The following is a 19,960-nucleotide window of genomic DNA, read 5'->3' as shown; positions in this document are numbered from 1 at the left end:
AATAATTGGACTCGTAATCTTGTTTATAAAAGGCCAATAATGTCGTTGACACAGCAATGTGTTATACCGTTTTAACGCAGTTTCTTCCTGCAGATTTTGCTTGATAAAGTGCATTATCGACACGCAAAAGCATGTTTTCAAAATTATCGCCATTTTGATAATGCGTGACGCCTGCACTGACCGTTTGTTTAAGCTCTGGCGCGATAGTATCCCAATCAGCGTCAGCAATTCTCACAATAAGCCTACTTGCGATATCATAAGCTTGTTGTTCATTTGCCCCAGGTAATAAAATCAGGAACTCTTCCCCTCCGACTCTACCAACAGTATCGGATTTACGCATCAACTCTTTTGCTATTTTAGCAAGTTTTATCAACACTTTGTCGCCAATGTCATGTCCTAGCGTATCGTTGACTTTCTTGAAATGATCCGCATCAAAAGAAATAACCGAAAATTGGCTATGCTCGGTTTTTGCTTGGTTAATATATGTTTTAGCTAATGCGTAGGTATGGCGTCGGTTAGCCAGTTTCGTGAGCTCATCAGTCAATGCAAGATCTTTGAATTTTTGTTTGCGCTTGACTTGTTTTACCGCATATATGGTCACGATGATTAAAATGATCGCGACCAATATAATGATAATGTTTTGCAATCGTTTGTTTTGCTCAAGCGCTGCTAATTCTTTTTCCTTTATGAGCTGTATTGAGAGTAAGTTTTGATTTTCAGCTTCAATTTTATCGGTGTTAAACCGTGCTCTCATTTCACTATTTCGACTCGTTAGACTGAGTTGATCAAGCTTATGATGAACGTTGAGATAATCTGTTAGTGCTTGATGAGCAGATTGGTAATCTTTAATGGATAAATAGATTTGATTTCGTAGAGTGTATAGCTGGCTTAACCCACGATCGTTATTGCTAACATTAAATCCTGATTCAGCTTCTTCAGCATATTCCAGCGCTTTTTCGGGATGTTGTTTAATCAGTGCCGCTTGGGCACTGAATAATTTCATGAAACTAAAAAGGCCATCAAATTCAATTGTGACTGTATTTTCTGCTTGCTCTAAAATTTCAACAGCTTCATCTACTTGGTTCAACTTGATTAATATTCCAGCCATATCTACAGCAGAAGCAGCAGCTGAAAGTGAATTCTTTTGTTGGTGCCAATATTGGTAACTTTTTTGATGTCGCTCTAAAGCCAATTGATTATCACCTAATGCCTCATAGGAGTACGCTATTTGCGTATTGGTATCAAACGCTTCTACTAGCTGATTATTGTCTAGGTATGCTTTTTCAAGTTTGAGTTGATATGTCAGTGCCATTTGCGGGTCGCCAAAACGGCGATAGCTATTGGCTATTTCACTTAAATTAACCCGTGCCCAGTAAGCTAGGTTGAGTTGCTCATACATGGATTGAGCAGGGATTAGGTCTTCAAGGGCACCAGTGTAATCACCTTCATAAGATAACATGGTGCCTCTCATGCTTCTGCCATCTGCTATTAAGCGCATATTTTCAATCAAATACGCTTCTTTAATTGCTGCGTCATAATCCAATTTCGCTTGTTCTGGTTTACCTGAATATTGGTAATGTGAACCGCGGCATAATAATAAATCTGCATGCAGCTCTGAAGGATAGCTTTTTTGATGCGCCTCCATTAATACTTCGGCATGCTTGATGGCTTTTTGAAACTCCTCGGTCGTTTCAGAAGGATGGTACCAACATTGGAGTGGGATAAGCTTTTCACGTTGCTTTATATCGTCAGCTGGGATTAATTGATCAAGCTCTGCAAGATACTTATTTAATAACTCAAGATCGCCTTCTTCTCCCAAAAAAATATCTCAAATAACTGATCTATTCGTTGTTGAGTGGGGGCGCTGCTGGCTGTTGCTACTTGGGTTAGCAAAGACACGCTAATAGCGAAAGCGAGTGCATATTTAAGCAGAGTGTTGATTAGGTTTTTCTCATGTTGTTTATAAATATTATTCCATTATGGCATATAATTATAATTGTTCAATCAAGTGGCTAAAAGTAAATGTAATGTATGTCGTTTGTATTTAAAGCTAATTAAATTAGTTGCTTAGTGTTACTTTAATAACATTTGTTTTGGTTATAATAGTTAAATTATTATAAACTAAAACAAATGTACTAGTCAGGTGTCTATTCACTTTGTTAACCTTCTCAAACATCATTTAAATAATTGTGAAAAAATACCAAAATAAAATAATGGTAGTAGATTTTTTAGATGAATTTGGGGTGGCAAGATGAATTTTTACTCGGCAATACAATAAAAATCTTAACTTGAGAAATAATTAATGATTGAAAGAACTGCTGAATATCAAGCTACTGCAAAAGCGATTTCGTTTAATGTGGCAAATAAAGTTTTGCCTATGGATAAGTTGCCAGAAACTCTTTTAGAGGCTTATGAAGGCTTATTTAAAGAACTGATCCAAGATAATGCAGGCTTATTTGAAAAAGTTGGCAGAGTTTGCCTGCAAGTGCGCAAAAATTGATGCCGCAAGCTGAGTTTCATGGGTTTTATATTGCCAATGCTTGGATGCAGTTGAGTCGTGTAGCTCAAGAAATTGCTGATGAAGCAGACTCAGACGAAGCGATCGATGAAAAAGAATATGATGGGGTGTTTGGCCGATTAGCCGAACAGTCACTCAAAGAAAGTATTAAGAAATTAAAGAAAGCAAGAACTGACCGTTCTTTATTAAATAGCTTTAAACAAGTGATGGCTATTTAAGACAAGTGATTACGCATTTTGGGAGTGTAAATGTCTTTATTATCAACTAAGCAGATCCAGTGGCCTTGTGAGTTAAGTGAAATCACTAAAGCTGAAATCATGGATCTGGCTATCGAAATTGATGGAATTGATCGTTATTCCACTTTGATCGACGGTGACCAACAACGCGGTATTTATTATTGTGTTCAAGGATTAGGAACATTTGCAACGACAAGTATTGATAACCGACCATTAGCGAGCTTTATTTTTGGTAAGCAAATGTGGGTGGGTGCTGTTGCTATTGAGATATACCCCAAAATCAATTTATACACCTGTGAGCTTGAGCCGCTCAAAAGTTTGTTTTTTCCAAAAAGTGAACTTAATGAGTTGGCTAAAAGAAACAATGAGGTTTATAAACTTTTGTACAGTATTATGCGTACAAATAGCCCCAAAATTGTTCAAGGTATGCATTTGTCTTTCTATGGAATTGAAGAGCGTATTGCGTTCTTTTTATTGGAATTAGTACGAAGTAAGAAGTCGACTAATCTTCCTAGAATCGAAATTAAAATTACCCAGCAACAACTTAGCGAAATCGCTAACGTTAGCCGACCAAGAGTCAATGAAGTATTGAATAAATTGGCTCAAGAAGGGTTAATTGAATTGGTTCGAGGTAAGTTGTATATCAATGATTATGCAGCCTTAGCTCAGTCTTTAGAAGACAGAGTTGTGATGTAAATTTACCATTGAAGATATAAAAAAGCCTAGCTAATTTAGCTAGGCTTTTTTGTGGCTGATTTGCAGCACTAGAAAGAAGTGCGTCGGTAGCGACGGTACTCAGGCTCCCAGAAATTACTATCAATTTTCTGCGTTAATAGCTCATCAGGGCAAGGTAACGCCAGTTCTTGCTCAATGGCTTTTTTGGCAACTGCAAAAGCAATGTATTTACTCACCTCTTGAATGTCTTCAAGGGCGGGGAGTAATGAACCTGTGCCGTTTTTACCTAGAGGAGAGCATTCAGAAAGCGCACGGCTTGACGCCATAAGCATTTCATCTGAAACCCGGGTTGCTCCGCTGGCTAATACGCCCAAGCCAATGCCTGGGAAAATAAAGCTATTATTACATTGAGCAATCTCATAGGTTTCACCTTCGATGACAACAGGCTCAAACGGACTGCCTGTGGCAACGAGTGCTTGACCGGATGTCCAATGCAAAACGTCTTTCGGTGTTGCTTCAACACGACTTGTTGGATTAGATAATGGGAACACAATTGGGCGTTCGCAATGGCTGTGCATTGCTCGAATGATTTCTTCAGTGAACAAACCTGGTGCGCCAGAAACCCCAATCAAGACAGTTGGTTTAGCGTTATTAACCACATCCAATAATGAAATATGATCGCTAAATCCATCCCATTGCTGAACATTCACCGTTTTTTGAGCCAGTTTTTTCTGGAAATCTAATAGAGTAGGCATGTTATCTAATAGCAAGCCCCAACGGTCGACCATAAATACTTGTGAACGGGCTTGCTCGTCAGAAATACCTTCTGCCACCATTTGCGCCACGATGGCTTCGGCAATACCGCAACCTGCGCTGCCAGCCCCTAAAAAGGCAACACGCTGTTGACATAATTGGGTTCCAGCTGCCTTACATGCTGCGAGAAGTGAGCCTACGGTAACTGCAGCGGTGCCTTGAATGTCATCATTAAAAGTACAGAATCTGTCTTTATAACGCTCAAGTAACGGCATTGCATTTTTCTGCGCAAAATCCTCAAATTGGATCAGTGCATCAGGCCAGCGACGATTCACCGCCTGCATAAACTCTTCAATAAAGTCGGCGTATTCTTCGCCGCCAATACGAGGATGACGCGACCCCATGTACATAGGATCATCTAATAAATTAGGATTATCTGTGCCCACATCTAATGTGATTGCGAGACAATAAGCCGGACTAATACCGCCACAGCTGGTATACAGCGACAACTTACCGATAGGGATCCCCATACCGCCAATGCCTTGGTCACCCAAGCCTAAAATTCGCTCACCATCTGTTACCACAATGACTTTTACTTTATGGCGAGTCGAATTATTGAGAATATCATCAATACGATCTTTGTTATCGTATGAGATAAATAATCCACGGTTACGACGATAGTTTTTTGAAAAACGCTCACAGGCGAGCCCCACAGTTGGGGTGTAGATGATAGGCATCATCTCACTGATGTGGTTACGAACTAATCGATAGAATAAGGTTTCGTTAGTGTCTTGGATGTTGCGCAAATAAATGTGCTTATCCAAATCATTGCTAAAACTTTTATATTGCTCGTAAGCACGTGATGCTTGTTCTTCAATGGTTTCAATGACCCAAGGAATAAGCCCTTCGAGGTTAAAGTAAATGCGTTCTTCTTCACTAAAGGCTGTGCCTTTATTTAGCAAAGGAGACTCAAGAATGGCTGGACCTGCGAAAGGAAGATAGAGGGGGCGTTTATTATCGTCCATTGGAAACCTTATTGTCAGTGTCGAATGACTGTTATTTTTATCTATAAATAGCCAATTGTGACTGCCTAAAAATAGACGTTTTTAATTATCGATGAAGGTTAACACAACTAAGATTTTTTGTGGTCTGTTAAGTGAGCTATTTCACACTTTTTTCAGCAAAATAGTGACGTCAGAGTCATCTTAGTGTTTGTTAAATGAAGCATAGGCATATTCAGCAGTATTAAGATTGCAAAATGTCGTAACATTTTTGGTTCTGACATTATGGTCGTTAAGTGCCATGCTGTGTATAGACATGATGGTAACTCGATGGGGTGAGAATGGCGCTTCCTCTTATTTGGCTCGGTACTGCCGCTATTGGTGCAATCATGCTGGCTGATGATCGCCAGCAGCGAAAAACAATTCAGCATGAACGTCGTATGGGGCGCGCGCCCAAAGTGCCCAATGGTAAGTCAGTGAGCCCGTTAACTCCTAGTATTTGGCATAAAGGTGACGCCAAAGTTGATGCCGCACCTGGGGCTATTGTATGTTGTTTCGTCTTTGGTGTGATTGAGCATACAGGTATTTGGGTGGGGGATGACCATTTAGTTGAATTGCACGGAAGCGGTTTGATTAGAGTGATATCGGCTAAGCGTTTTTTACAAGGACGAACCGGTAGTTGTATTTTTCAAGCGTGTAACCACTTACATCAGCCCCTTGTTGCGCCAAAAGCATTGGCTCGAGCAGAGCAAGCCATTTATCAATATCGGGACTATGATTTATTTACAAATAACTGTCATCGATTTGTTTGGTCATGTATTAGCGGTGAAGAAACAGAAGTGAGAAGTTTTGAGCAACTTAATACGCTATTAGCTCAAGCATTTAAACAAGTTGTTTATTGGGATGAAGTGGCATTAAACAAGAGGTAAAAAGCCACAAAAAAGCACAGCCAATGCTGTGCTTTTAAGGTAAATGTTTATCTAATTTGATTACACGCCACGGTGTTTAATTGATAAGCCATGTAAGAAATTACGCAGGATCTGATCGCCGCATGTCTTATAGTTCTTGTGGTCAGGGTTACGGAATAACGCCCCTAATTCTGACTTGCCAATGACAAAGTCCGCTAAACCACAAATTTCAATAATATCATCTTCACGAAGCTCTAGTGCAATACGTAATTTTTTGAAAATTAAATTATTAGTAAGGTTTTTAACTGGTGCTGGAACTTCACTACCAGGGCGTAAACCACGCTTTTCGATAATTAGTCCGTCTAAGAACTGACACATAACCTTGTCATTACAGGCTTTGTAGCCTTCTTCCGCTTCTTTTTTAATAAGCTAATTATTTCATCTGTGCTGAATTCAACATTGGCTTGAGCGAAAATCTTAATCATTTTGGCATTTGAATAATCAAATACAAAACGTAGACGGCGAATAATATCGTTGTTAATCATATAAGTCTCTGGGCGCGGCTGCGCAGTTTTTTAACGGCAAAGTTAGTTATTTCGTCGTTAAATAAAAATCGGACGCGGATTATACCTGAAAAAGGCCAAATAGTTCAGATTATCTGCAATGAGATTGACATCATTCATTATAGACAAAAATTTATTGTGGTCACGACGACTGGATGGCGAGTTTCCAATATATAAATAGGCACGAAAACCCAACGAGATAGACTAAGCCTAACCCAGCGAGTATTTTCATTTTTGTACCGTACCTGTGTTGCTCGGGAAGCGTCTCACTGGTCATCAACCTTAAATTTAACCAAGCAAAAATGACTGTGGTTAGAAATGCCAATGTCATGACAAATTCAAGTAAAGGCAATAATGCCCCTTTGAAGAACCAAATCAATACTAGCCCCAATGAGGACACCAATAACATGACTCTGGTTAATCTTTTAGTACAATCTTGCTTGTTATTTAACAGCTGCCAACCAATATCTAAGGTGCGACTATAACCATCAATAACGGTCACAGTGGTACTGAAAATACATAAAAAAGCGACTAAACCAATTAAATATCGGGTTTCTTCGCCCATGACATCGCTATATAAATCCACTAACTGACTGGCAAATTTAGCACCTGAACTTGAAAATACTTCGCCGCTTCCATGCATGACTAACGCACCTAATGCGAGGAAAATAATCGCTAAAATTGCAGTGACAACAAAGCCTAAGTTGAAGTCAAATATAGCCTGTTTACTAGAAATAGTTTGGGTCTTTTTCTTTTCAAGTAACCAAAGGGAGTTCCACGCACTGACTTCAATTGGCGCAGGCATCCAACCCATCATTGCCACTAAAAAACCAACATAAGCCCATTGCCATGGGCTCACCGTTTGCTCTGTGACTATCGGGCCTTGATAGTGTTGCCACGCCAGTGCAACTGCCACTAAGGTCGTTAAAGTTAGTGCTAGCATAATGACTTTGGTTAATTTATCGAGGAGTTGATAATGGCCAAGGATTAATAATGCAAGGGAACTGATAAGAACTAAAAATGCCAGGATATCGATGGGTAAAGGAATAAATTGAGTCAACATGGCAGCGGTTAACATACACACCCCTGCAGTACTGGCGATAGCTGCAATGGTATTGAGGCAAGTGAACATCAATAAATAACCACGACCTTGTTTTAAATAGCCGTGCAGTAGGCTTTCGTTTGTCGCTGCGGTATAGCGGGCGCCAGCAGCAAAAAACGGGTATTTAAGCAGATTAACCAGTAAAACCACCCATGCCAATTGCCAGCCAAACTCTGCGCCAGCCCGAGTAGAAGAAACCAAGTGTGACGCGCCGATTGCTGCTGCTGCCATTAATATTCCAGGGCCTAAACTGGCCAATAATGTCGATGTAGAAAATTGGCTATCGGTTATGGTTTTATTTTTCGGCATGATTTTTCTTTTTAATTAATAGAAATAAAACGTTAATAAATATTAGCTTACGACTATGTCATATTTTCCTTAATTGGAAAAGTAACATTGTGTTTACAAATAGTTTTGAAACTCTTGCGCAACAAATGGAGAGGCGCGATTGGGTTTAGTATCTAGTGAAGTAATGCATCATAAAGCATTGTCTACTGGAAAGTTTAACTATAATTGCAAACAAACATGGTAGTGGTTTAGCTCAGTTTGGTTAAGGTCGAACAAGTCATTACAAACGTTGTTTAGTGCAGCTGATTTCATGGGATACGAACAGGCGACTCATTCGGCCATTGGGGCTTTATGGTAGGGTAAAGTGACGTATCAGTTTTAACGCATTTCAGTTTTAACTTAATGATCATATGCTAGCTTAAAACTAGAAAATAGTAAGACGAGCCACAGGCTCGTCTTTTACTTTAAGTGGACTATCTGGCACTGTTATTTTGTTTACTATTAATGAAAGCTGATTTTCAATCATTTGTTAAGCGGACCGACAACTCATCATAGGAAGATAAAACATGAACGTAGAAGTAAGCACTGGCATCATTTTATATGGCACGCCCCGAAGTAGAGCGCTGAGAGTATCATGGTTACTGGAAGAGTTAGGTGTTGAATGGGAGTTTAGATTCCTTAATTTTGCGAAAGGTGATAATCGGAGTGAAGCATTTTTAAGCCTTAATCCAAGTGGCAAAATGCCCGTTATTTCGGATGGTGACTTTGTTATGACTGAGTCAGCTGCGATTTTGCAATACCTTGCTGAAAAATATGGCAAGGGTAAATTTTTACCTGAACTCGGCAGTAAACAAGCTGGACTGCACCATCGGTGGGTGAGCTTTGTGATTTGTGAGTTAGAACAGCCGTTATGGAGCATGGGCAAACACCGTTTTGCATTGCCAGAAGAGCAGCGATTAGATGCCATGCTCCCCGTGGCCAAATTTGAATTTGATAAGGCCGCCAACATTGCCGAATTATGGGTGCCAGAGACAGGTTATGTTTGTGGGGATGAATTAACCATTGCGGATATTTTACTGACGCAAACTTTATTGTGGGCAACCGTATTTGAGCAAACGATTCCGCCAAAACTTGCAGCTTATCGCGATAGAGTGAAGCAGCGCCCTGCAATGACATCAGCATTAGAAAAGTCAGAACAGATTGCTAAAGCTGCGCAAGAAGAGTAGCGATTAACATGAATAAATGACAACAAAAAAGGAAGCAATTGCTTCCTTTTTACATGCCACAGACTGACTAAAGTTGCGTTGCAGCCCATTTAGCTCGACTTTCACGAGACTCACTCATGCCGCTGTCAGCGCGGTAGCTTTTATAAGCTTCAACCTCAAGCGGAACGAGGCTCACTTCTACTTCAAGTACAATTTGGCACTCTTTTTTGATGCGCCAAGCGGCAGTATTATAAAGCTCTGTGAAAGGCAGTGAGCTTAAAAACTCAGGATTATACTGAGTATAAATCGCTTGTGTTGGGTAGACCACAAACGCTAAACGGCGTTTAGGCTCAGTTTTAAATAAAGCTTCAATACCGTCAGTGGTATTAAGGACCTGCATTTCAATCGTATCTTCGATTTCCAGTAACTTCTTTTGCGCAACTTCAGGCGCATCGGCTTCACCCGCTTCCCATGCAGTGACAGCATCTGCTGTAGTTTTAGTTAGCTCAGCAATTTGTTCAATGTTCAAGCCCAATGATAAGCGTAAGCACTTCATTTCAATTGCGTTTAGGGCGTTTGATTTAGCCATGGTATTTCCTATTTAATCTGTTTTGCAGTCTTAATTTGCAAGGGAAAAGTATTCACCAACAAGTCTCTATTTGCGTTTAAGCCAGATGTCTTGAATCCAATCCCATAACGATTCCCACATGATGTCTGCCATACGTCCGTTTTTGAAAAAACGAATATTGGCTTCTTGGTCGATACAGTAAAAGTTATCCCCTTGCTGGCAGATAGCAATGTATTCTCTTGGCATACCGACTGACCATGCGTAGCTCGTGACTTCTGGTAAGTAAGTATGCGAGTAAGGGTCTGATGCTGTAACCATTTCAATGGCGCCATAAATCACATCACTGCCAAAAAGCAGGTATTCTTTTAAATCATTTGGTAGTGAAATTAATATCTGTTCTTCCACTTCAACCAGTTGCTCGAAAGTCGGTAATTCAAGTGGCACAGGAACCGTTTCACTTAACTCTTGAAGCATTTCGATGACGTCATTCATCAGTCTTTCCCGTTATCGGCAATAATGGCGGGAGTATAGCTTGATTAACGCTGTTAACCAATTATCTCACTGGCAAAAACGCAAAAAAATGCACCTTAAAGTAAGGTGCGAAAGGAAGGGGGCAAACGTTGAAACTGGAAAATAGTGGGCTTAAGCCGCTTGGGGTTGGTCTCCTATATGAGTTGGGTCAAATTGAGCAAGACTTTGGCGTTTATAGCTAAGCCATGCTTTGTGGTAAAGCTTGTGAGATGACTGACGTAAATGCACAATTTGCATCATTTCGAAGTCATTCAATGGACGGTGCTCGGCTTGAGCAATATCCTCAATTTGTTGAGTTTGCTGATATACCTGATGTTCTGGACCACTTTTGATGTCTGCAATTTTAGCTAAGTGTAATTGCACTTCTACGATCATTTCAGACTCTGGCAGTTTAACCAGCAGGTTTACGTCGCGGTAACCAGACGCTTTTGGCTCAGCAAAGCGGTTTTTAACCTGAACAACTTCAGTGCTTTGGTTAAGGGCGTGATAACTGCGCATCAGGGTGCTGACATCATCTGCAACCAGTGTGGCTCTGGCAATATCGGTAATATAACTCGCATCACCCTCAAATTTACGTTGAATCTTTTGCTGCGCACGTTGATAGGTTTTTATCTCAGGGATTATCACTTGTGTATGGCAAGTTTGGCTAATGTCGTTTAATAAACGGCTAAGTTCATTTTGTGCTAGCGGTGCGCGTTCATACAGTTGGTCTAGGTTATCGGTATATTGTAATGGGGCTGCACCTGCTGTGCTGGCTAAATTAAATAGACTGTCTAAATCATTGACTAGAGCATGACTAACATCATAAATTGGTTTTTCTGCGCTAGTATCAACCGTTACAGCAATAGCATTACGGGTTGTTAGTAATAATAAAAAGATAAAAAAAGTTCGAAAAATTCTATTCATTTGCAATACCACAGACTCGATAACATTGAGTGCATTCAGTAAACGGAGTTAATCATCTAACCCTTTTGAGATATGGGATTACTTTAGCTGGTTGAAGCTGAATCAATGCTGAATATTTTGCCGAGTTTCGGAGGGTTTACGCTTCTTTACAAAGTCAATGTAAATAGTGTGAAGGAGGATTTTCGTAGGGGTCTAATTTCTATTTTCTAGAAAAAGAAAAGGACATCCATAAGATGCCCTTTAGATACTCTGCTATTCCTTTATGAATAACAATTGCTCTATAGCATTACCAAATTTTGACGCGTTTAGCAGGTTCGATATACATTTTATCGCCTTCTTTTACGTCATAAGTGCTGTAAAACTCAGGCATGTTTGACAGTGCACCTAATGCACGGAAATGACCTGGTGAATGGGGATCTGTCGCAACACGGTTACGTAATGCTTCTTCTTTCATTTTTACTCGCCAAATTTGAGTAAAGCCCATGAAGAAACGCTCATCACCTGTTAGACCGTCAATGACCGGTGCTTCTTTGCCATCTAGCGACATTTTGTAAGCTTTATAGGCAATAGTGACACCGGATAAATCACCGATATTCTCGCCAAGCGTTAGCTCACCATTAACGTGTAAATCATCAAATACTTGGTAGCCATCATACTGAGCTATCAAGGCTTTGCCTTTAGCGATAAAGGCCTCTAAGTCAGATTCTGTCCACCAGTCACGCATGTTACCTTCACCATCAAACTTGGCGCCTTGGTCATCAAAACCATGGCCCATTTCATGGCCGATTACTGCGCCGATGCCGCCATAGTTAACTGCATCATCTGCTTGCATGTTGAAAAACGGAGGTTGCAAAATTGCTGCCGGGAACACAATTTCGTTCATGGTTGGGTTGTAATAAGCATTGACTGTTTGTGGCGTCATATGCCACTCACCTTTATCAATTGGGCCGCCAAGTTTAGCGATATCTTTATTGTGGCTTTCAACGCTTGCACGCTGAGCGTTACCCACTAAGTCATCACCTTTAATCGTCAGTTTGCTGTAATCTTTCCACTCATCTGGGTAACCAATCTTAGGGTTAAACTTAGCAAGTTTGTCTTTTGCAGCCACTTTAGTGTCAGCACTCATCCAATCTAACGAGTCGATGCTAGTACCATAAGCGCTGCGTAAGTTTTCAACTAGCACGCTCATGCGCTCTTTTGCTGCAGAAGTGAAATGACGCTTAACGTACACTTTACCAACCACTTCGCCTAAAGTGCCACTTACCGTGTTCACACCACGTTTCCAGCGAGACTCTTGCTCTTCTTGACCGTTTAATGTCTTAGCGAAGAAATCAAAGTTTTCTGCATCAATTTCTTCAGACAAGTTACTTGCTGCGTGGGTTAATACATTCCACGTCATGTAAGTTTTTAAAGTGTCTAAATCTGTTTCACCAATCACTTCACTCAAGCCACTCACGTAACTAGGCTGGTTGATGATGATATCTTTTTGATCGGCAACACCCATAGTTGTCAGGTATTGGTTCCAATCAATGTTCGGCGCCAGCTCTGCAAGCTCAGCTATTGTCATTTTATTGTAAGTTTTAGTGCTATCGCGACTTTCAACCACATCCCAATGCTTTTCAGCAATGGCAGTTTCAAGGGCTAAAATAGACTCTGCAGCGGCTTTACCGTTAGCGAGGCCTGCTAAGTTATACATTTTCTCAATGTGCTCAACGAAAGCTTTTCGAATATTAACGAAACGTTCTTCTTCGTTAAAATAATAGTCTTTTTCTGGAAGGCTAAGGCCATATTGCCAGATATGGGTGGCGTAGCGGGTTGAGTCTTTGGCATCAACATTAATGTAAAAAGCCAGCGGTGTGCCGTAGCCATTAACTTGGCTATAAGCAAAAAAGTTAGTTAAATCAGCTTTTGAATCAATCGCTGCAATTTTGTCAAACTCAGCTTGGATTGGGGTGACGCCCAATTTGTTTAATGTCTCAACATCCATAAAGGCGCGGTATAAATCAGCGACTTTTTGCTCGTCAGTACCTTCTTTGAGAGTCGGCATTGCCGCGACTTCTTCAATAATGGCTTTTACATCTTCACGGGCATTTTCACGTAAATCGTAAAAGGCACCAATGTTGGTACGATCGCCTGGGATCTCAGCCGTTTTTAACCAAGCACCATTAACGTATTCATAAAAATCATCTTGTGGGCGAACTGACTTATCGATGTTTTGGAAGTCGATACCAGACGTTAGCGCAGTCTGAACAGCTTCAGCAGTGGCAGTTTTAGCGGTGGTTTGCACTTCATTATTACTACAAGCACTCAGGCCAGCAATAAGTGAGGCACATAGACCCCCAATAACAAGCTTTTTCATGTTGTTTCCCTTTGCATTATTTTAATAAGCCCTTCAGTGAGCTTTAGATGCTGATTTTTCATTTATTCTTTTAAATAGCAAAAGTGTAAATAGAAAATCAGTCTTTATAGTTGTGAAACCCATGTTAAGTGGTGAAAAGGACATTTAACAAGGGGGAAGTCGTTTTTGTTGAGAAAATGTGAGCTTTTAAGAGGGAGATATGTAACTAAAAATTACCGTTTTAGCCACAGGGCTGAATATTTGATGTTCATTTATTCACTGACGGCTCATAATAGCGCGCAATTAAGACAAAGAATTGGTTGTAATAATGCGTTTAGATAAGTTTATCTGTGAAAGTACTGAGCTGACTCGCTCACTGGCGAAACGAGTATTAAAGTCAGGGGAAGTCACCTGTGATGGTGTGGTGGTGAAAGATGCCAGTTATAAAGTCGCTGAAGATACTGAAGTGTGCATTGAAGGCCGTCAAATTCAAGTGATAGGCGAGCGCTACATTATGATGAACAAGCCAGTCGATACTATTTGTTCAACGATTGATGAAGAGTATCAGTCGGTATTAAGTTTGATGGACATTGAAAAGGTCGAGACTTTGCATATTGCTGGACGATTGGATGTCGATACCACAGGCCTTGTACTGTTCACCAGTGATGGACTCTGGTCTCATAAAATTACTTCACCTAAAAAAGATTGCGGTAAACGTTACTATGTTGAAGTGGCTGAACCTTTAGATGAATCTCTAGTGGACATCTTTAAAGAAGGCGTTCAGCTTCGCAGTGAAGATGGCTTAACAAAGCCTGCAGTACTAGACATTATCGATGCAACACATGCTAGATTAACAATCAGTGAAGGTAAATATCATCAAGTAAAACGCATGTTTGCTGCGGTTGGTAATAAGGTGGTTAACCTTCATCGTGAAGCTGTTGGTAGCATCGAAATGGAAGATGATCTATTGGAAGGTGAATGGCGTTACTTAACTGACGAAGAAGTGAAATCAGTTAAATAGAACCTGTCTCTTTTACTAATGTCTTAAACACATCAGTTAATTTCTACCTCATGTTCAATAGCAAAGCATAAAAAAGGGCCTTCTTTACAGAAGGCCCAAACACTAGTTTTGGAACGCTATACTAGTGTAGTTTACGACGGCGGCTAGCGCCTAGTAAGCCAACTAAAATCAGACTTAAGATCCCCATGCTACCACCGTCTGAAGAAGACGACTCTTCAGGAGCCTCTTCCGCTGCTGGTGGAACTGGCGCTGGGTCAACACCGTCAGAGTTCACTGTTAGCATGAAGCTGGTAGAAGCACTATCTGATGGATAAGCCATATCATGAACTGTGACTGTGACTTCAGTAGTACCGTGCCAATCAGCATCAGGAGTGATTGAGAACGTTTCACCAGTTACCTCAGCGGTAATATTCTCACCAGATACCATCATGCCATTTACAGTACCTTTCACGTCGTTATACATGACAGTTAGGCCTTCAAGAGTCGTGTTCTCTTCCATCGTCATATCAGCCATCGCCGCAACAGTAATGTTGCTAGGCGTAGAGATAGTTTGAGAAACAGATACCAGTTCAGAATCTGCATACTGAGTTTCAACGGCAAGCATGTTGTCAGAACCTATTGATGTAGCAGATACGCGAGCTGAGAATTTCAATGAAACAGCTGTTTGCTCTGGACCGCGATAATCAGCACAAACGACAGTACCTTCACTGACTTTCTCGTCTACATCGTTATAAGCAAACCCGTCATTTAAATAACCAAATGATGGACCAAATGCGCCACGCTCACCCCAGTAACCATGAAGACCGATTGAGCCAAAGTGGTCGTTTGCAGATTTCAAGGTTTGGTATGCAAAGATCATTTCAGGTGTACCAGGGTCAAAGCTGATATCTGTTGAAATAATCGTTTGAATGTTGAACTTAGCATCTGGATCTGGATTGCTATTACCCACTAAGAAGCTATTCCACTCTTCACCACCATCCCACTGGAAGATGTAATGATCAGGTGTTGTGATACCGTAAACTACGTTTTTGTAGCGGAAGGTTTCCCAATCAACTGTTCCTTGCGGCATTGACACGTCACCACGCCATAACGGAGCGATAATAGTGTCAGGGAAGGTTTGGAATTGATCGGTAAATGGTTGGTTAAAGTTCCAGAATTCAGGGTTAGAATCTAATTGAATATAACCAAATGGTGAAATACCAAGTACATTCTGAGCGAACACTTCTGGGTTAGCGTAAAGCGGAATATGCGGCAGACCGCTTTCAGCCATTGGTATGTAGAATACCTGATTAGACAGACCTGAAATACCTAAGTCTTGATAACCTTGCATCGGTAAATCGTAGAAGGTTTCATCATCACCATAAGGCACTTTACACATTGCATCATCTAGGTTTGTGGTAAACACATAATGACGCTGCATATCACTTGATGATGGTTGAGCTGAATTAATTGAAATGTTATTTCCTTCAACTAATAACCCTTCTTCATAATTACCTACACCACCGACAACCACAGAATCTTCAATTAGCTGCATACCTTCTGAAAGGTTAGCTGTCATGGTGAATTCACGTTCAGCGCCAAGTAAGTTAGGGGCAAGTTCTACGACAAAATCAACCACATCACCGACTTTTGCTGCTGTTTGAGATGTCTCAATAACCGTATCAGTACCCATGTGCTGTAACTTAACCGCAAAGTCACCTAGGTTTGTATCGTTATAGTCATCGCTACCTAATCCAACAACCCCATAATATGTTTCACCTTCCATCACATCTGGCAGGTTATAGTTAAGGGTTAATTGGTACGGTGTTAAACCATCAGTAGTTGCAGGACCTTCAACGGTAAGGTTTGCATCATCATTTTCAGTGACAACACCTAAACTGACAATAAATTCATCAGCTTGATTCTTAGGATCTTCATAATCATATTTCCAGTTCGCCGCAATTGCCCAATAGCGACCAGGAGTAGGATTATTGATGGCACAGAAATCACCATTATCAGTATAAGAATAACAAATTGCTTCATCTAACCATTGGATTTCGCCATCATTATTGATGTCCATACCAAGGTCGATTGAAGTATAAGCATGCTTAGGTGCAGATAACACTTCCCATACCACACGCTTAGTGCCTTCTGGTACATCGAAGAATGTCACTTTCGCGCCGCCATCAGCTTCAATTTCTTCAACGGTTAGGCCGTCAGAATATAGTCGAGCGTTAGCAAGCGGTAAGTTAAAGGTAAATTTCTCACCTTTTGTTAAGCCAAACACTTTAGAGTTTAATGACTGAATTTCGGCCGTATTTAGCATAGGTGTTAAAGTGTGGCCTTGTGTGCGGTGGATAATACCAGAAACTTCAGACGGTAAATTATCTCCAGTGTAGCGAACGCCTACGGGTAGGTGTTGCATTGGTACACTGGTATCCGTTGGTGTTAACTTAACCGAGCCTGTTAACTGTAATGAAGAAGAATCTGCACCAATCGCTTCAACTTCAAGTACTTTAGCTTTCAGGCTAATTGCTTGGCTTTCGCCAGCTTTAAGACTAAAGGATTTAGGCGATACTTCTAACTCCAGCATTGGTGCGCCATCAATTTCCATCGCTTCTGCATCAACAGTCCAAGTACCGTCTTCAGTCGCGGTGACCGTACGCATCCAACTACAAGTTCCTGCACAGTTATCTTGATAGAAATAAGGCAAGTTAAGGGTATGAATATTACCACCATTACTAGGGTTCGCTGCGCGGTAATTCTCTGCAGTTTCATCCATTAATAAACTGGCATTATTAGCGCGAGAGACATTAATTACCCCGCTACCTGCATCGCTATAACCCGCTGGAACAGGGTCGTATGGAGAAGCATCACGAGCGCGGGTTACGTTATCAATCGATGCTGTCATCATTAATGCTGATTGAATTTGAGCTGGAGTCCAATCTGGGTGTGCTTGTGACAACAGTGCCATCGCACCAGCAACATGAGGTGCTGCCATTGAAGTACCACTGATTGCAGCCCAATCTGCTGGCATACCTTGAGTGCTAAATGCCATGTCATCAGCCCAAGCTGCGTAAACATCAACTCCAGGGGCTGCTAAGCTTGGTGACATAACATCAGGCGCTTCAAAGTTTGGTCCACGTGAAGAGAAGTCTGCAACGTAATCAGGTGTACGTTCTTTACTGACAACTTCAGATGCAGTAATGGTGATCATATGATCAGCGCCACTACTTAACCAATCCTGTAGACCGTAGTATCCGTTGTCATAACTGCCGTAATAGCTGTTGTAGTCAATATGAATACCTGGAATTGAGAACGGATCATTGGCAGTTGTTTCTGAGTAGCCAGAGTTCCATAAAATTAATCCGCCAGCACCACCAGCTTCAATATTAGTGGCTTTAGTGACTCTTGGAATATCGCCACGTTTACAAACAACAATGGGAGCTACAGAGTAAGGGTTACCATCAGGGTCTACTGAGAAGAAATCAGCAGGGAAGGGTTCGTTACATTTTTCGAACTCGCTACCATATGCTTTAGCTTCTACAACAGGGCCAGTATAAGCACCAGTGATACCACCACCGACAAGTTCTAGGTCTTGCTCACCGCCTGTAGCGTCAGTTAATGCTTTTCCTTCAACTGCAATTTCACGACTATGAGTGGTTGCTGCAACTGAAGTTAACCAAGGAGAGAAGTGATCAATAGCGCCTCGGGCTTGGCTAGCATAGACAGGGTCGTATGAGTTACCAGCAGAAGCCGATACAGATATACCTGCTTCACGAGCCGCTAAAAAGCCTAGTTCCATAGGGTCATCCCATGGGAAAGAGCCGTAAGTAGTACCAATAGAATAGTTAATAACATCTACGCCATCAGCAACAGCGTCTTCAATACCTGCAAGTAGTGCCGAGCCTGGACAACCACCATAGCCATCGCCAAAGCTTCCATCACCAGGAAAACACACTTGATACATAATGATATTAGCGCGTGGAGCGACACCAGATACTTTGGCAAATTCTAGCCCTGTTGGGACTCCGTCACCTGTTTCGCCAGGCGCACCGACTACATGATTTACATTAAATAATTCGTTACCTGCTGAGGTAGATGCTGTATGAGAACCATGACCATTATAATCCTCACCATTCTGAGGACGTTTAGGGTTAGTAATATTCCAAGAAGGTTCATCTGGCTGGAATAATGGGTCCATATAACTGTCGGTAATGCTTTCGTAAGAACGAACACCGATCAGTTTATCGTTACACATGTCTGCAAATTCTGCTTTTTCACAATCGCCAAGGTAACCATCATAGCGAGCAGGCATAGTATGAACATAACCATCACCAGCAGTTGCAGCAAAAGAAGGGTGGTCAGAATTAATACCAGTATCTAAAACACCAATGACGATGCCTTCACCTTTGTATTTATCATCAGCAGCTGAACCAGTCCATAATCCATCAGCACCAATGTGTTCTGGGCCATTATCAGTATGAAGTTCATATTGCTTTTCAATACTAACGTTTCTTACACCCGGTAATTCGGCAACGTTTGCAGCTTGTGCTTGAGTCATACGTAATGCCATGCCGTTAAAGGCTAAGGTATAACGATTTTTAACGTCGAGCTGTCCACCAACGTTACCTGAAATTTGTGATAAAACTTGATCTTGTTTGCTAGTCAAATATTGGCTGTAGCTTTTAACTGCACTGCTTTGTAGATTTAATTTATTATAGCCACGAGCATTAAGCATGGCTGGAACAGTGCTCATTGAAGGTGATGTAGCAGCGTACTGCGCGTTACCACCACGATAAAGAGACACTGGTTTGTCGCTAAGCTCTACAATATAGGTATGCTCACCTTGTAGACCTGCCTGATATTTAAATGGGACTTTACTATTGGTATTAGTGGCAATGGCTCGATGAACATTTTTACCATTACTGTTTGGACGATTAAGGCTATTACCTGCTCTGTCCTTACCATTGTTGAGATCTTCATTGAATTTGATAATTGCATCAGTAATTTCGATACTTCGGAATTCGGGCTCTGGGGAACCCGAAGCGGCAACAGAGCCCGCTCCAGCAGCATATATTGCTGCTATCGTCATTAGACTTATTTTTTTAGTTGCATTGAAATCTTCCCTATTATTGTTGTTTGAACAGGTCAAGCAAAATCCTGCCTCCACCTTTTTATCTTTCAGAACAATTCACATCCAATGTCTTTGAGCTATGCATAAATGCTCACAAGGAATGCATAAAGGGAATATCTGATACAAGTTGTCGCCTGTTAATTTAGTGTTAATCGTGACAATTGCATTTAACATGCTGTTTTGTTAGGTGTTAGTTTTTGATGGTTTTATTGGGTTTGGTGTTGTTACACT

Annotated in this window: 12 protein-coding genes and 2 pseudogenes; 5 read left to right on the top strand and 9 right to left on the bottom strand. The window is 41.1% G+C overall.

Annotated features, from left to right (window positions below; all coding sequences use genetic code 11):
• Nucleotides 1-61 precede the first annotated feature (61 nt).
• Nucleotides 62-1,819, bottom strand: a complete 1,758-nt coding sequence (locus ACGEDC_RS03970) for a sensor domain-containing diguanylate cyclase (protein WP_394496590.1) — start codon at nucleotides 1,817-1,819, stop codon at nucleotides 62-64.
• A gap of 483 nt (nucleotides 1,820-2,302) precedes the next feature.
• On the opposite strand from ACGEDC_RS03970, the pseudogene ACGEDC_RS03965 reads away from it, so the two are divergent.
• Nucleotides 2,303-2,736 (top strand): annotated as a pseudogene (locus ACGEDC_RS03965) (DUF3069 domain-containing protein).
• Nucleotides 2,737-2,766: 30 nt separating this feature from the next.
• Nucleotides 2,767-3,450: a Crp/Fnr family transcriptional regulator gene (locus tag ACGEDC_RS03960; protein ID WP_055026261.1), complete on the top strand. Its 684-nt coding sequence runs from the start codon at nucleotides 2,767-2,769 to the stop codon at nucleotides 3,448-3,450.
• Between the two features lie 68 nt (nucleotides 3,451-3,518).
• On the opposite strand, the gene ACGEDC_RS03955 is transcribed toward ACGEDC_RS03960, so the two are convergent.
• Nucleotides 3,519-5,207, bottom strand: coding sequence for an NAD-dependent malic enzyme (locus ACGEDC_RS03955; protein WP_055026260.1), 1,689 nt, complete (start codon nucleotides 5,205-5,207; stop codon nucleotides 3,519-3,521).
• Between the two features lie 317 nt (nucleotides 5,208-5,524).
• Here ACGEDC_RS03955 and ACGEDC_RS03950 point away from each other — a divergent pair, with 317 nt between their 5' ends.
• Nucleotides 5,525-6,112: a hypothetical protein gene (locus ACGEDC_RS03950; RefSeq protein WP_394496587.1), complete on the top strand. Its 588-nt coding sequence runs from the start codon at nucleotides 5,525-5,527 to the stop codon at nucleotides 6,110-6,112.
• Nucleotides 6,113-6,172: 60 nt separating this feature from the next.
• Here ACGEDC_RS03950 and ACGEDC_RS03945 read toward each other — a convergent pair.
• Together ACGEDC_RS03945 and ACGEDC_RS03940 are read right to left on the bottom strand one after the other, a co-directional pair.
• Nucleotides 6,173-6,636: pseudogene (locus ACGEDC_RS03945) on the bottom strand (DUF1456 family protein).
• Between the two features lie 160 nt (nucleotides 6,637-6,796).
• Nucleotides 6,797-8,065, bottom strand: coding sequence for an NRAMP family divalent metal transporter (locus ACGEDC_RS03940; protein WP_065108734.1), 1,269 nt, complete (start codon nucleotides 8,063-8,065; stop codon nucleotides 6,797-6,799).
• 545 nt (nucleotides 8,066-8,610) lie between these two features.
• On the opposite strand from ACGEDC_RS03940, the gene ACGEDC_RS03935 reads away from it, so the two are divergent.
• On the top strand, nucleotides 8,611-9,270 hold the full coding sequence (locus ACGEDC_RS03935) for a glutathione S-transferase family protein (RefSeq protein WP_394496584.1): 660 nt from the start codon (nucleotides 8,611-8,613) through the stop codon (nucleotides 9,268-9,270).
• 67 nt (nucleotides 9,271-9,337) lie between these two features.
• On the opposite strand, the gene ACGEDC_RS03930 is transcribed toward ACGEDC_RS03935, so the two are convergent.
• The 4 genes from ACGEDC_RS03930 to ACGEDC_RS03915 form a co-directional block, all read right to left on the bottom strand.
• The gene (locus tag ACGEDC_RS03930; protein ID WP_119968399.1) at nucleotides 9,338-9,838 is read right to left on the bottom strand and encodes a DUF4447 family protein; all 501 of its coding nucleotides are present in this window, start codon (nucleotides 9,836-9,838) and stop codon (nucleotides 9,338-9,340) included.
• A 66-nt stretch (nucleotides 9,839-9,904) separates the two neighbouring features.
• Nucleotides 9,905-10,309 (bottom strand): SMI1/KNR4 family protein, encoded by a 405-nt coding sequence (locus ACGEDC_RS03925; RefSeq protein WP_055026254.1) that lies wholly within the window; start codon nucleotides 10,307-10,309, stop codon nucleotides 9,905-9,907.
• A gap of 150 nt (nucleotides 10,310-10,459) precedes the next feature.
• Nucleotides 10,460-11,254: a RelA/SpoT domain-containing protein gene (locus ACGEDC_RS03920; protein WP_394496581.1), complete on the bottom strand. Its 795-nt coding sequence runs from the start codon at nucleotides 11,252-11,254 to the stop codon at nucleotides 10,460-10,462.
• A 286-nt stretch (nucleotides 11,255-11,540) separates the two neighbouring features.
• On the bottom strand, nucleotides 11,541-13,613 hold the full coding sequence (locus tag ACGEDC_RS03915) for a M13 family metallopeptidase (protein ID WP_394496579.1): 2,073 nt from the start codon (nucleotides 13,611-13,613) through the stop codon (nucleotides 11,541-11,543).
• A 307-nt stretch (nucleotides 13,614-13,920) separates the two neighbouring features.
• On the opposite strand from ACGEDC_RS03915, the gene rsuA reads away from it, so the two are divergent.
• The gene (gene rsuA / locus ACGEDC_RS03910) at nucleotides 13,921-14,613 is read left to right on the top strand and encodes a 16S rRNA pseudouridine(516) synthase RsuA (RefSeq protein WP_394496577.1); all 693 of its coding nucleotides are present in this window, start codon (nucleotides 13,921-13,923) and stop codon (nucleotides 14,611-14,613) included.
• Nucleotides 14,614-14,734: 121 nt separating this feature from the next.
• Here rsuA and ACGEDC_RS03905 read toward each other — a convergent pair whose 3' ends face one another.
• Nucleotides 14,735-19,687 (bottom strand): S8 family serine peptidase, encoded by a 4,953-nt coding sequence (locus tag ACGEDC_RS03905; RefSeq protein ID WP_394496575.1) that lies wholly within the window; start codon nucleotides 19,685-19,687, stop codon nucleotides 14,735-14,737.
• Nucleotides 19,688-19,960: the final 273 nt, after the last annotated feature.

Origin of the sequence: Shewanella sp. ENK2 (assembly GCF_043568515.1) — a bacterium.
Classification (GTDB): Bacteria; Pseudomonadota; Gammaproteobacteria; order Enterobacterales; family Shewanellaceae; genus Shewanella; species Shewanella japonica.
The sequence above is the reverse complement of the archived record's forward strand: the minus strand, read 5'-3'. Positions and strand labels throughout refer to the sequence as shown.

What these genes read in the sequence shown, in the direction of transcription:
- ACGEDC_RS03960 (WP_055026261.1), top strand. Translation starts at nt 2,767, where the DNA reads ATGTCTTTATTATCAACTAAGCAGATCCAGTGGCCTTGTGAGTTAAGT.
- ACGEDC_RS03905 (WP_394496575.1), bottom strand. Translation starts at nt 19,687, where the DNA reads ATGACGATAGCAGCAATATATGCTGCTGGAGCGGGCTCTGTTGCCGCT.
- ACGEDC_RS03940 (WP_065108734.1), bottom strand. Translation starts at nt 8,065, where the DNA reads ATGCCGAAAAATAAAACCATAACCGATAGCCAATTTTCTACATCGACA.
- ACGEDC_RS03920 (WP_394496581.1), bottom strand. Translation starts at nt 11,254, where the DNA reads ATGAATAGAATTTTTCGAACTTTTTTTATCTTTTTATTATTACTAACA.
- ACGEDC_RS03925 (WP_055026254.1), bottom strand. Translation starts at nt 10,309, where the DNA reads ATGAATGACGTCATCGAAATGCTTCAAGAGTTAAGTGAAACGGTTCCT.
- ACGEDC_RS03930 (WP_119968399.1), bottom strand. Translation starts at nt 9,838, where the DNA reads ATGGCTAAATCAAACGCCCTAAACGCAATTGAAATGAAGTGCTTACGC.
- rsuA (WP_394496577.1), top strand. Translation starts at nt 13,921, where the DNA reads ATGCGTTTAGATAAGTTTATCTGTGAAAGTACTGAGCTGACTCGCTCA.
- ACGEDC_RS03915 (WP_394496579.1), bottom strand. Translation starts at nt 13,613, where the DNA reads ATGAAAAAGCTTGTTATTGGGGGTCTATGTGCCTCACTTATTGCTGGC.
- ACGEDC_RS03950 (WP_394496587.1), top strand. Translation starts at nt 5,525, where the DNA reads ATGGCGCTTCCTCTTATTTGGCTCGGTACTGCCGCTATTGGTGCAATC.
- ACGEDC_RS03955 (WP_055026260.1), bottom strand. Translation starts at nt 5,207, where the DNA reads ATGGACGATAATAAACGCCCCCTCTATCTTCCTTTCGCAGGTCCAGCC.
- ACGEDC_RS03935 (WP_394496584.1), top strand. Translation starts at nt 8,611, where the DNA reads ATGAACGTAGAAGTAAGCACTGGCATCATTTTATATGGCACGCCCCGA.